The sequence below is a fragment of the Promicromonospora sp. NPDC057488 genome (genome assembly GCF_042802395.1).
GTDB lineage: Bacteria > Actinomycetota > Actinomycetes > Actinomycetales > Cellulomonadaceae > Promicromonospora.
On the sequence record NZ_JBHVEG010000060.1, the window covers coordinates 22,320 to 32,997 of the forward strand.

General features: G+C 71.1%; 12 protein-coding genes and 1 pseudogene. 5 read left to right on the plus strand and 8 right to left on the minus strand.

Going from position 1 to position 10,678, the window contains the following annotated elements; all coding sequences use genetic code 11:
* Nucleotides 1-5 precede the first annotated feature (5 nt).
* Nucleotides 6-1,283: a DUF3631 domain-containing protein gene (locus tag ACFU5G_RS14380; protein WP_377245556.1), complete on the plus strand. Its 1,278-nt coding sequence runs from the start codon at nucleotides 6-8 to the stop codon at nucleotides 1,281-1,283.
* A gap of 304 nt (nucleotides 1,284-1,587) precedes the next feature.
* On the opposite strand, the gene ACFU5G_RS14385 is transcribed toward ACFU5G_RS14380, so the two are convergent.
* Both ACFU5G_RS14385 and ACFU5G_RS14390 read right to left on the minus strand, forming a co-directional pair.
* On the minus strand, nucleotides 1,588-3,177 hold the full coding sequence (locus ACFU5G_RS14385; protein WP_377245559.1) for a recombinase family protein: 1,590 nt from the start codon (nucleotides 3,175-3,177) through the stop codon (nucleotides 1,588-1,590).
* Between the two features lie 34 nt (nucleotides 3,178-3,211).
* Nucleotides 3,212-3,313: pseudogene (locus ACFU5G_RS14390) on the minus strand (Fe-S cluster assembly protein HesB); the annotation flags it as partial.
* A 91-nt stretch (nucleotides 3,314-3,404) separates the two neighbouring features.
* Here ACFU5G_RS14390 and ACFU5G_RS14395 point away from each other — a divergent pair.
* From ACFU5G_RS14395 to ACFU5G_RS14405, 3 genes are all read left to right on the plus strand, one after another.
* Entirely contained in the window at nucleotides 3,405-4,079 is a 675-nt protein-coding gene (locus tag ACFU5G_RS14395) for a PadR family transcriptional regulator (RefSeq protein ID WP_377245562.1), read from the plus strand.
* Complete coding sequence (locus ACFU5G_RS14400; RefSeq protein WP_377245565.1) at nucleotides 4,076-4,492, plus strand: SgcJ/EcaC family oxidoreductase; 417 nt, start codon at nucleotides 4,076-4,078, stop codon at nucleotides 4,490-4,492. The genes ACFU5G_RS14395 and ACFU5G_RS14400 overlap by 4 nt, the downstream gene beginning before the upstream one ends.
* Before the next feature lie 72 nt (nucleotides 4,493-4,564).
* On the plus strand, nucleotides 4,565-4,936 hold the full coding sequence (locus ACFU5G_RS14405; RefSeq protein ID WP_377245568.1) for a helix-turn-helix domain-containing protein: 372 nt from the start codon (nucleotides 4,565-4,567) through the stop codon (nucleotides 4,934-4,936).
* 31 nt (nucleotides 4,937-4,967) lie between these two features.
* Here the strand turns inward: ACFU5G_RS14405 and ACFU5G_RS14410 are convergent, their stop codons facing one another.
* The 4 genes from ACFU5G_RS14410 to ACFU5G_RS14425 all read right to left on the minus strand — a co-directional run bounded on the left by ACFU5G_RS14410 (nucleotide 4,968) and on the right by ACFU5G_RS14425 (nucleotide 8,140).
* Complete coding sequence (locus ACFU5G_RS14410; RefSeq protein ID WP_377245571.1) at nucleotides 4,968-5,555, minus strand: ClpP family protease; 588 nt, start codon at nucleotides 5,553-5,555, stop codon at nucleotides 4,968-4,970.
* A complete protein-coding gene (locus ACFU5G_RS14415; RefSeq protein ID WP_377245574.1) occupies nucleotides 5,552-6,184 on the minus strand; it encodes a ClpP family protease in 633 nt (210 codons plus the stop codon). Before ACFU5G_RS14415 ends, ACFU5G_RS14410 begins: the two co-directional genes overlap by 4 nt.
* A gap of 112 nt (nucleotides 6,185-6,296) precedes the next feature.
* The gene (locus ACFU5G_RS14420; protein ID WP_377245577.1) at nucleotides 6,297-6,545 is read right to left on the minus strand and encodes a hypothetical protein; all 249 of its coding nucleotides are present in this window, start codon (nucleotides 6,543-6,545) and stop codon (nucleotides 6,297-6,299) included.
* A gap of 14 nt (nucleotides 6,546-6,559) precedes the next feature.
* Nucleotides 6,560-8,140 carry a hypothetical protein gene (locus ACFU5G_RS14425; RefSeq protein WP_377245580.1) on the minus strand — a complete coding sequence of 527 codons (1,581 nt, stop codon included), beginning with the start codon at nucleotides 8,138-8,140 and terminating at the stop codon, nucleotides 6,560-6,562.
* 84 nt (nucleotides 8,141-8,224) lie between these two features.
* Between ACFU5G_RS14425 and ACFU5G_RS14430 the strand changes: the two genes are divergently transcribed.
* A complete protein-coding gene (locus ACFU5G_RS14430; protein WP_377245583.1) occupies nucleotides 8,225-9,022 on the plus strand; it encodes an alpha/beta fold hydrolase in 798 nt (265 codons plus the stop codon).
* A 20-nt stretch (nucleotides 9,023-9,042) separates the two neighbouring features.
* Here the strand turns inward: ACFU5G_RS14430 and ACFU5G_RS14435 are convergent, their stop codons facing one another.
* Both ACFU5G_RS14435 and ACFU5G_RS14440 read right to left on the minus strand, forming a co-directional pair.
* A complete protein-coding gene (locus tag ACFU5G_RS14435; protein WP_377245586.1) occupies nucleotides 9,043-9,564 on the minus strand; it encodes an alpha/beta fold hydrolase in 522 nt (173 codons plus the stop codon).
* Entirely contained in the window at nucleotides 9,564-10,553 is a 990-nt protein-coding gene (locus tag ACFU5G_RS14440) for a GNAT family N-acetyltransferase (RefSeq protein ID WP_377245589.1), read from the minus strand. The genes ACFU5G_RS14435 and ACFU5G_RS14440 overlap by 1 nt, the downstream gene beginning before the upstream one ends.
* Nucleotides 10,554-10,678: the final 125 nt, after the last annotated feature.

The following is a 10,678-nucleotide window of genomic DNA, read 5'->3' on the forward strand; positions in this document are numbered from 1 at the left end:
CCACCATGAGCACACCCATCGCCGCCCCCACCACCTCGGGCAGCAACCCCGACCCCGATGGGACCACGCCCACTCTCGACGGCGCGACCCTGGACGGCGCTTTGGTGCTGGACCAGGTGCGCGCTGCCATCCGGAAGTACGTCATCCTGCCCAGCCCCGAGGCAATGACCGCCGTGGTGCTCTGGGCCGCCGCTACCCACGTCGTGCCGTTCCTCGGCTCCGCGCCCCGGCTGGTCATCCGTGGGCCTGAGCGGCGGTGTGGGAAGTCGCGCCTGCTGGACATGCTGGAGGCGCTTTGCTGGCAGGCGTTCATGGGCGTGAACGTCTCGCACGCTGCTCTCTCGCGCACGGTCCACTTCGCTGGCAATGAGCCGCCCACGATCATGATTGACGAGGCTGACGCGATGTTCGGCCCTAAGGCGGGCGCTGACAACGAGGACATTCGCGGAATCCTCAACGCTGGTTTCCAGCCGGGCCGCACCGTGCCCCGCTACGACGCCGGGCGGCAGGAAGTGGAGCACCTGCGCACGTTCGCCATGGCCGCCCTGGCGGGCATCGGCGCGATGCCGGACACCATCGAGGACCGTGCCGTGGTCGTTCGGATGCGCCGCCGCGCGGGTGGGGAGAAGGTCGCGCCTTACCGGCTCACTCGGGACCGCGCGGACCTGATCACGTTGTCGGAGGTGCTGCACACCTGGGCGCGCTCCAAGCGGGTCAAGATCGGGACCCCGGTGGAGTCCCTGCCGGTCGAGGACCGCGCCGCCGACACGTGGGAACCCCTCATCGCTGTGGCCGACGCCGCCGGGGGAGAGTGGCCGCGCCTCGCCCGGCACGCCGCCGTCGTCATGAATCAGGAGAAGGAAGAGAGCATCGAGCTCTCAGTTCAGACCCGGCTACTGATCGACGCTCGCGCCGCGTTCGAGAACGACCCCCAGGTGTCCACGGCAGCACTTCTGAACCGGCTCAAGGCGGACGAGGAAGCGCCGTGGGCGACCTATGGTCCCCAGGGCCTCACGCCGCGCCGCCTGGGCCTGCTGCTGCGCGAATTCGACATAAGCAGCAAGAACATCCGCATCAAGGGCAAGGACGGCTCCGACGTGCAGGTCAAGGGCTTCCGTCGCGAGGACTTCGAGGACTCGTGGGCGCGGTACTGCCCTCCGGAGGGCCAGGCCGACGCCACCGGGACGGCAGAGGCCCAGGGGTTTCCGGGAATGACCCGTCCCAACCCGTCCCAGCCGAGTGAAGCCGCAGGTCAGACACCACTTTTCTCGGCTGACTCGTAGTCGCTCCGACCCGTCCCAACTCGTCCCGACCCGTCCACCCGTCCCACGGGAAGCGGCTTGGGACGGGTCGGGGACGGGTTGGGACGGGTCGGAGCGGGACTACCCGTACCACCAAGAAGAGCCGCTGACCTGCGCAGATACACCGAGAAACCCGCTGGGACGGCTGGGACGGCAAAAACCCCAGGCACCCAGGGCGCGACGGAAGGAACGGCAGTGAGCAACGACGTGACTGTGACGGCCCCGAAGGAACGCCTCATGACGCTTGACGAGTGGCTGGAGATGGCACGGGCGACCATGCCGGAGGTCACCGAGGAGCAGCGCCGATCGGTTCAGCGCCGCCGACTCGCTTACGCCAGACAGGAGGGGACACCCGAGAGCGGTCGAACGTATTCCCGCGCCGCGTAGCCACTGAAATGTAAATAGCCTCGATGAAATCCAAGACGTGGCCCCGCTTCTCTTCCAAAGAGAGGTCGGGCCACGTTTCTGTTGTTACGCCCTGTGACCGTGAAAGTACGCGTTGCGATCGCAGCCATTCCGCCTGCTGTGAGCGCATTTCTCCCGACTCGCGGTCAATCTCTGCCAGTCGGGGAAGTGCTGCATCGCTTGGCGCGCGCTTCTCCCTGTATGCCAGCAAGAGCGCATCGCGTTCGTCTTGCAGCTCCAGTAGTTCCCTCTGGAAGGGCTTTGCGGAATCCGTGTGGACCGATGCCGTCTCGGCAACGATGATCGGCACCAACAGTTCCTCCACCATTCGGTCCACTTCCCAGCCGCTAGCACTCACCTTCCCACAGGCGTCCGCACCGGTGCTGGCGCGAGTACTGCCCGTGCGACAGGCGTAGTAGAAGTGCTTATCCGTTCGGCGGTTGCCGACCATCTTTGCTCCGCACTCTGCGCACCGCACGATTCCGGAGAGTAGGTAGCGCTTACGGTTCGACGCGTCACTCGACCCCCCATCGCGCTTCCTGGCCATGACTGCTAGCAGCGCCTCGAAATCATCGTCCGAAAGGATCGCTGGGGCGCTGGACCGGATGAGTTCGCCCGTAGTCGAGTGAACAGCGATCTTGTCCTTATGGACCAGCCACCCGGCCATGCGAGGGCTGGATAGAACGCCCTTCACGGCGATGGGGGTCCAGGAGCGACCGCGTGGCGTTGTGAGTCCACGCTCTGACCATTCGGCAATGATCTTCCGATAGTTCTGGGTGCCGTCGAGTAGTCCGGCGGCTGCCCACTTGAGTGCTTCGCTTTCCTCGGGATGTAGCGAATACTCCCGCTCTCCCTTGTCGTTCTCCCAGTTCCACCCGAACGGGCGGCCCCCACCGACCTTCCGGCCCTCGTCGCGCATTTCCTGATGCTTGAGTGCCACGCGGCGTGCTGTGTCCCGGCTTGCCTTGTTGGCGAAAGCCACCATTACGCGGGCGAGCGTGATTCCGTCGTCGGAGGAAAGATCGATCGAACCTTCATTCGTCGCGAAATACATCTGACGGCCCGCACGCCGCCCATCGTCGTAGATCGCGATAAGGCGTTCTAGATCATCGACGCGCCGCGCGAGCCGGTCCAGGTTGTAGCACACGATGCCGTCAATCGCGCCCGCCGCAAGATCTTCTAGCAGGTCGTTGAATGCGTCCCGGATCACCTGCTTTTTGAAGGCGGACACGTTGTTGTCGATGTATTCGCGCTCCGCCATGGTCCAGCCGCGCGCCTCCGTCAGCAGCCGGTTGACCTTCATCTGTCGCTGTACGCCACCCTCGGTGACGCCGGTCTCCGCGTCTTCGTAGGCGTCCGAGATACGCGCGTACGGCCCGACGACGGGGGCCACGGGGTCGGCATCGGCAGCCGTTGGGACGAGGCGTAGCCCGTTCTTTCGCTCTCGTAGCTGCGTGAGGACGTCGCTCATGCCCGAGAGCGTAGCGCGCTAATGCTACGTATCACACGTGCTGGTCGAGCAGCATGCCGACCAGCAGGGCGAACGGGTCGTCGCTCAGCAGCCGGTCCGTGTCGGGGTCGCCGGTGATCCAGAGGTCGGTAGCCATGCCTCCATAGTGCCTGATCTCCTGCGTGTACTCCCGGCCATCCACATAGTGCGCTACGCTATAGTGCAATCTGCACTAACAAGGAGGACGGATGCCCCGCAGTCACGATCTGGTCGGTCTCACGGTGCTGGCGATGCTCTCGGTGCGCGACGGGCACCCGTACCAGCTGCAGCGGTTCATCGTCGAGACGCACAAGGACTACGTCACGGGCCTGCCGCGGAGCCTCTACCACGCGGTGGAGCGGCTGACCCGGGACGAGCTGATCGCCCCGGCCGAGACGCTCCGCGAAGGGCACCGCCCGGAGCGGACCGTCTACCGGATCACCGACGAGGGGCGCGCCCAGCTCGCCGCGCGCCTGCGCTCCCTGATCGAGGTGCCCGAGCTGGACCGGCGGACGTTCGTCGCGGCCGTCTCGCTGCTCGGGTGCCTGCCGGCCGCGGCCGCCCGGGCGGCGCTCCGCACCCGTGCCGCGACGATCAGCGGCGCGGTCACCGCGCTGACCGGCCAGCTCGCCGCGCTCCAGGACGAGGGGCTGCCCGCCGTGCTGCTCCTCGAGCTCGAGTACGAACGCGCGGTCCAGCAGGCCGAGCTGGACTGGATCGGCACCGTGCTGGAGCGGATCGAGCGCGGTGAGCTCGACTGGTCCGGCAGCGTCCGCAACGACCTGCTCGACGAGGTACTGGGCGAACCGTCCGCCACCACGGCGCCCACCACAGAAACGCCCACCGCAGAACCGTCCGGCACCCAACCCAGGAGGAACTCATGAGCGACACCGACACCACTGTCCCGACCGTGGCGACCGACCAGGTGCGCCTGCTGCTGCACCGGCTGACCGACACCTGGAACGACGGCGACGCCGCCGCGTACGCCGACCTGTTCACCGAGGACGCCGACTACATCACCTTCTTCGGCCTGCGGATGCGCGGCCGGTCCGCGATCGAGGAGGGCCACCGGGCGCTGTTCCGGATGCCCGTCAAGCTCGCGCCGTTCGCGGACGAGGCCGAGCTGCGGCCCCTCGCCGACGGCGTGGTGCTGATCGTCTCCGGCGGCACGTCGACCGTCGACGGGCAGCCCGACCCGAGCCGGGACTCGGTCATCACGCTCACCGCGGTGGACACGACCGACGGCTGGCGGTTCGCGTCCTTCCAGAACACCCGGGTGAGCGATCCCCGTGGCTAGGCGGCGCGGTCGGCCCGCTGCTCTCAGCAGAAGCGCCGTCGCCCGGTAGCCGGCGCCCCTACCCTCGGAGGCATGGCCGACACCGCCCCGCCTCAGCCCGCAGCCCACGACGGGGCGCCCCTGCCGGGAGGCGCCCCGCCGTCGACCCGGCCCGGCCGGGAGCCGCTGTGGCGGCACCTGGTCGGCGAGCGGCTGCGGCAGCTGCGGCACGAGCGCGGCGAGACCCTCGACCGGACCGCTCGGCGGGCCGGGATCTCGCCGCAGTACCTCTCGGAGATCGAACGTGGGGTCAAGGAGCCGTCGAGCGAGATGATCGCCGCGATCGCCGGAGCCCTGGACATCACCCTGGTCGACCTGGTCAGCGCCGTCGCCGACCGGCTGGTCACCGTCCAGGACGCCTGGGGGCAGCCGACCTGCCGGGCGGCCTTCGCGCTCGCGGCCTAGGCCGGACGGCGTCCGACCCAGGCCGCCCAGGTCAGCGCTGCTCGATCACGTGGTCCAGCAGCCCGTACTCCCGCGCGGCCCCGGCCGTGAAGATGCGGTCCCGGTCGGTGTCGGTGCGCAGCGTGCCCACGCTCTGCCCGGTGTGCCGGGAGAGCGCGGCCTCCATGTCGGCGCGGATCCGGACCACCTCGTCCGCCTGCAGGATCAGGTCCGGGATCGCGCCCCGGCCCTGCGCCGCGGGCTGGTGCAGGATGACGCGGGCGTGCGGGAGCGCCGCCCGCTTGCCCTCGGCCCCGGCGGCCAGCAGCACGGCGCCGACGGCGACGGCCTGCCCCACCACGGTCGTCGACACCTGCGGCCGGATGTAGCGCATGGTGTCGTAGATGGCCATGCCCGCGCTCGGGTCCCCGCCCTCGCAGTTGATGTAGAGCTGGATGTCGCTGTCCGGGCTGCTCGACTCCAGGTGGATGAGCTGGGCGATCAGCGCGTTGGCCACCCCGGCGTCGATCGCCGTGCCGAGGTAGATGATCCGCTCGCTCAGGAGCTGCGAGTAGACGTCCATGATGCGCTCGCCCCGCGGGTGCGCCGCGATGACGTTCGGGATCGTGTAGCTGCTCATCGTGCGTCTCCCTCGGCCGTCGCCGTGCTGAACCCGGTCCGGGCGCGCTCCCGCGGCCGGATGTTGTCGAAGCCGCTCACGATCGTGTCGATGAACCCGAACTCGAGGGCCTCCTCGGCCGTGTACCAGTGGTCGTGCAGCGAGTCCTCGAACACGCGCTCGATGGGCTGCCCCGTGTCCTCGGAAACGAGGCGCAGCACGGTGTCGCGGGTGTGCCGCAGGTCGTCGGCCTGCAGCTCGATGTCGACGGCGGTGCCGGCGATCCCCGAGGACCCCTGGTGCATCAGGACCCGGGCGTTCGGCAGCGCGCGCCGCTTGCCGGGCGCGCCCGCCGAGAGGAGGAACTGCCCCGCGCTGTAGGCGATGCCCAGCACGAGCGTGGACACGTCGTTCGGGATGGTGCGCATGAGGTCGCGGATGGCCAGCATCGACGGCACCGACCCGCCCGGGGAGTGGATCCACAGGTCGATGTCGGACGCCGGGTCCTCCGTGGCCAGCGCGATGAGCTGCGTCATCAGCAGCGTGCCGTTGTCGTCGTCGAGCGGTCCGTCGAGGACCAGGACACGCCGCTCGTACAGGTCGCGGCGGGAGCGTTCGCCGAACTGGGGCGCCTTCGGTGATTCGGTCATGCGCCCACCGTGCCCCGGCGGGCAGCCCCCAGGGAGGCGGATCTGCCCTCGGCAGCACTGCTCAGAGCAGCGAGCGCAGCAGGGAGCGGACGGCGTCTCCCGCACAGGTTGCCTAGTCCGTGGTGTAGATGGCGATGTCGCCGTCCCCGTCAGTCGAGCCGAAACGCCCGGCGGAGTCCTTGTTCAGCCGGCCGCAGCGGCAGTTCTCGTCAAGCGCCGGGTCGAGACTGATCAGGCCGCCGCAACGACCGCACCGGGCGAACAGGTCGGCGCGCATCACCCAGCCGATCGTCGATCGCGTGGCAGTCGGACCCCAGCCGAGGAAGCGGTAGCCGTCGATCTCCGTCACCTTGCGTTCCATGTCTGGGCGGTCTCCTAGTCTTCCTGAGCGAGTACGCGTAGGTCGATCTTGAACCAGACCGCCGTGCCCACCGGGACGGCACGGGCGACGTAGCGGACCCACCAGGTGTCGTCCCTCGGGTCGAGTTCGACGGCGACCAGGTCGGCCTCCGTCCGTACAGCCGCCTCCAGCCCGGGCAGCGCCCAGCGGTCCGCCGCGAACCCGGCCGGGTCCAGGCCAGGGGCCCGGACCTGGAACGCGAGGGCGAGGTCGCCGCCGTCGTGCCGGGCGCAGGCCAGGGCCAGGGACGGACCCTCGGCCCGGGCATCGACGGCCAGGTCGCTGACCAGCCGGATCCAGCCGACGTCGGCACCGCGCCCGGTCTCGCCGTCGCCCACCCCGCCGTCGTCCACCCCGCCGTCGCTCGCCCCGGACCCGACCGCCCAGTGCACCGTCGCCGGATGGAACTGGTCGGCCAGGTTCCCGCGCTCGCCCCCGACGTCCTCCGCGCCGACCAGCAGCCGCTCGCCGACCCACGACGTGGCGACCCGGCGCGGGTCGCGCACGATCACCTGGTCCACCTGGCGCTCGCCCCGGAACCCGGTCAGGTGCGCCAGGGCGTCGTCCGGCACCTCTGCGCCCAGGACGGCGACCACCGGGCCGAGCGCGAGGTCCCACGCGTGCCGGAACGGCCGGCCGGTCTCCGGGAACGGTGCCAGGTCGCGCCCGACGGCCGCCCAGATCCACAGCCCGATCCCGGAGGCGTAGTGCCGCAGGTCCATGCCGTAGCTCCGGTCGTACGGGCCCGCGAGGTTGCGCAGGCCCGCGTGGTAGTGCCGCGCGGTGTCCTGCCACAGGCCCGCCTCCATCTCGGCGCCGCCGGCCCGCAGCAGGGGCTGGTGCGCGTACCGCCGCCACAGCGCCAGCGCGTACAGGTCGATGCCGTAATACGTGGGGGAGTTGTACTCGTCGAACGTCCCGTCCACGCGGAACCGCACGAGCACCTGCTCCGCGAGCCGCAGCGCCGGTGCCTCCCAGGCGGGCTCGCCCAGGCGGACGGCGGCGTCCTGCAGCAGGAACGCCGTCATGAGCGCGATGTTCGTGTAGCGCGGGTCGACGCCGCGGGCCAGCGTGCCCTCGACCGCCAACCGCAGCGCGGCGTCCACGCGGCGGCCCAGCTCGCCGTCCAGGGCCCCGGGGAACTCGGTCGCGACGATGACCAGCGTGGTGCCGATGAACTCGCGCCAGTTCGGGTCGTAGTCGCGCCACTCGACGGAGTCCGCTGTCGGGCGCGCCTCGTGCGGACCGCGCAGCCACGTGCCGTGGAACCGCTCGGCGGGGGCATCGAGCTGGTGGTCCAGGACGCGTCCGAGGGCCCGCCGTGCGCGGTCGAGATCGGCTTTGGCGCCGTCCTTGGCGGGCAGGTTCCGCACGAGAAGCCCCAGCGCGTACCAGCTGGTCTCGCGGACCATGTGGCCGACGGGCGCGCCGCCCCCGCCGCCGGGCTCCTCCGGCGCTCGCAGCAGGCCCACCTCCGGGTCCCACTGCTGGTCCATCCAGTCCAGGGAGCGGGTCGTCAGGTCACGGGCGTGGGGAGTGAGCCGTTCGGGTCGCATCGCCCGCCAGTATGTCGCGGTTGTCCGCCGGAGGCGGTCCGTCTCGCAGGGCGGTCCGCCGCCGGCCCTGGCTACTGTGGCGGCATGCACCTGCGCACCGATGACGGCGTCCGGCTCGATCTCGCCGAGGCCGGCCCCGCCGACGGCAGGCCGGTCGTGCTGCTCGCCGGGTTCAAGGCGGCCGCCACCTCCTGGCGCTTCCAGGTCCCCGCGCTGGCGCGGGCGGGCTACCGGGTGCTCGCCGTCGACCTGCCGGGGCACGGCGCCACCGAGCCGATGGCGCCCGGCACCACGTTGCGGCGGCGCGCTCGCGACGTCGGCGTCGTCCTGGAGCAGCTCGACCTGCGCGACGCGACCCTGGTCGGCGGCTCGATGGGCGGCAACACGGTCTGGGCGTACGTGGACGAGGTCGGCACGGACCGCCTGCGCAGCGTCGTGATCGTGGACCAGACGCCGAAGATGCTCAACACCGCCGACTGGCCGTACGGGTACTACGGCTACGACGAGTCGAACCGCGACACCTACTTCGCCGCCGGTCCGCCGCCCACCGGGCGCGGCCGCTCGGTGTGGCTGCGCGGGATGCGCACCGTGCGCCTGCTGCGCGCGATGAGCGGCGGCTCGCGCACCATCACCGACCCGGAGCTGGAGGTCCTCGCCGACCACGCCTTGGCCGACTGGCGGCCGGTGATCGCGCGGTGCGACGCGCCAGCCCTGTTCGTGGCGGGCGCCGAGAGCGAGCTCTGGCCCTCGGGGCACGCGGCCGCGGCGGCCCGGCTCGCGCCACACGGCACGGCGGCCGTCATCGCGAAGGACGGGCACGCCACCAACATCGAGCAGCCCGCGGCCTTCAACCGCGGTCTGCTGGAGTTCCTGGCCCGGTAGCCGCGCGGACCGGGGTCGGGTCAGGGGATCAGCCGGTCCGCGATCTCGAGGGTGTCCTCCATGAAGTGCCCGTCGTCGCGCACCACGAGCGTGCCGCCGAGCCGGTCGAACATCGCGCGGCCCTGCTCGGCGTCGCAGCCGAACTCGTCCGTCACCGAGTTGAGGAACACCAGGTCCCGGGCGTGCGCGCGGATCGCGTCCCAGTCGTAGGACTCCTGGAGCACCGGCTCCGGCCCGGGGTTCGGGTTGGTCGAGTAACCGCCCACCAGCACCGCCTGTGCGACGGTCACGTCGAGGTGCTCCAGCAGCGCGAGCAGCAGCGCGGCCCCGCCCGAGTGGCCCACCAGCACGGTGTCGGCGTCGAAGGTGTGCGCGTCCAGCACGGTCGGCAGGAACGTGGCGACCGGCTCGACGTTGGTCCCGGGGTGGTGCGGCGTCTCGACCTCGTACCCGCGCTCCCGCAGCCGGTCCGCGAGCCACGGGTACCAGATCCACTCGGGCCTGGCATCGGTCCCGTGGAAGATGATCGCCCTGCGTCCCATCAGCTCTCCTTCGTCGCGGGAACGGACGGGTGCGTCCGTTCCGGGGCGGACGCTACCGCCCGGCCCGGCCGCACGACCGGGTCGACGGCCAGGTTGACCTGGTCGAGCACCGGCTCGAATCCGACCGCCGCGTACACGCGGTTGGAGACCGGATTGTTCCGGTCGGTGTAGAGGCAGACCCGGTGCCCGGCGTCGAGCACCCGCTGCGCTACGTCGGCCACGAGCGCCCGGGCGTAGCCGTGCCCGCGGTGCGCGGCGGGCGTGTAGACCGGGCCGATCCGCACCACGCCGAACGACGGCGGGCGCACGGCGGACAGGTGCACCACCTCGCCGTCGACGTCCCACAGCCAGACGCTGCCCTCCTCGATCCGCTCCCGGGCGCCGCCGATCCGCAGCGGCTCCTCGCCCTCCTCCGGCACCCGGCCGGCCTGGGCGTCGGCCTCCGTGTGGAACACGTCCAACCAGGCGGTGACCACGTCCAGGTCGGCGAGCGTGGCCAGGCGAGCGCGGCCCGACGGCGCCGGGTCGGGCTCCGTGATGCGCGTCGCCTCCCAGAGCCGGTCGGGCCGGTCCTCGTGCGCGGTCCCGCCGGTCGCCCGCAGCACCTCGTCGGTGTAGGCGCGCACGGCCTGGTCCGGGCCGTTCGCCGAGACCAGGGGCGCGTCGCCGGCACGGGCGGTGTGCTCCAGGGCAGCGCGGGCCAGCAGCCGGGCGGCGTCCTCGGGCAGGTCGGGCACCCAGACGGTGTGCGGCGCGTGCGGCATCGTGCGCATGGCGAGCGCGACGACGGCGCCGCCGCCGTCCCGCACGACCGCCCACCACATCGGGTGCGCGGGGCGCGGCCCGCCCGGTGCGAACGTCCGCGCGGCCTGGTGGGTCACCGTGGCGACGACGCTGCAGATCACGGGCTCCGCGGCGAGCAGGTCACCGGCGACGTCGAGGACGGCGGCCGGGTCGTCGAGGATCTCGACGCTGTAGGCGCTGGTCATCCGGCGATCCTGGCACGCGCCCGGCCCCTGATCGACCTCATAACGCCCGCGGGTTCCCCGGTGCCGGGTGCGCGCCGGTTGCTCGATCGGATGGTCGGCAGAAGGTCAGGTGGTCGGCATTCCGA

What these genes read in the sequence shown, in the direction of transcription:
- ACFU5G_RS14380 (WP_377245556.1), top strand. Translation starts at nt 6, where the DNA reads ATGAGCACACCCATCGCCGCCCCCACCACCTCGGGCAGCAACCCCGAC.
- ACFU5G_RS14385 (WP_377245559.1), bottom strand. Translation starts at nt 3,177, where the DNA reads ATGAGCGACGTCCTCACGCAGCTACGAGAGCGAAAGAACGGGCTACGC.
- ACFU5G_RS14395 (WP_377245562.1), top strand. Translation starts at nt 3,405, where the DNA reads ATGCCCCGCAGTCACGATCTGGTCGGTCTCACGGTGCTGGCGATGCTC.
- ACFU5G_RS14400 (WP_377245565.1), top strand. Translation starts at nt 4,076, where the DNA reads ATGAGCGACACCGACACCACTGTCCCGACCGTGGCGACCGACCAGGTG.
- ACFU5G_RS14405 (WP_377245568.1), top strand. Translation starts at nt 4,565, where the DNA reads ATGGCCGACACCGCCCCGCCTCAGCCCGCAGCCCACGACGGGGCGCCC.
- ACFU5G_RS14410 (WP_377245571.1), bottom strand. Translation starts at nt 5,555, where the DNA reads ATGAGCAGCTACACGATCCCGAACGTCATCGCGGCGCACCCGCGGGGC.
- ACFU5G_RS14415 (WP_377245574.1), bottom strand. Translation starts at nt 6,184, where the DNA reads ATGACCGAATCACCGAAGGCGCCCCAGTTCGGCGAACGCTCCCGCCGC.
- ACFU5G_RS14420 (WP_377245577.1), bottom strand. Translation starts at nt 6,545, where the DNA reads ATGGAACGCAAGGTGACGGAGATCGACGGCTACCGCTTCCTCGGCTGG.
- ACFU5G_RS14425 (WP_377245580.1), bottom strand. Translation starts at nt 8,140, where the DNA reads ATGCGACCCGAACGGCTCACTCCCCACGCCCGTGACCTGACGACCCGC.
- ACFU5G_RS14430 (WP_377245583.1), top strand. Translation starts at nt 8,225, where the DNA reads ATGCACCTGCGCACCGATGACGGCGTCCGGCTCGATCTCGCCGAGGCC.
- ACFU5G_RS14435 (WP_377245586.1), bottom strand. Translation starts at nt 9,564, where the DNA reads ATGGGACGCAGGGCGATCATCTTCCACGGGACCGATGCCAGGCCCGAG.
- ACFU5G_RS14440 (WP_377245589.1), bottom strand. Translation starts at nt 10,553, where the DNA reads ATGACCAGCGCCTACAGCGTCGAGATCCTCGACGACCCGGCCGCCGTC.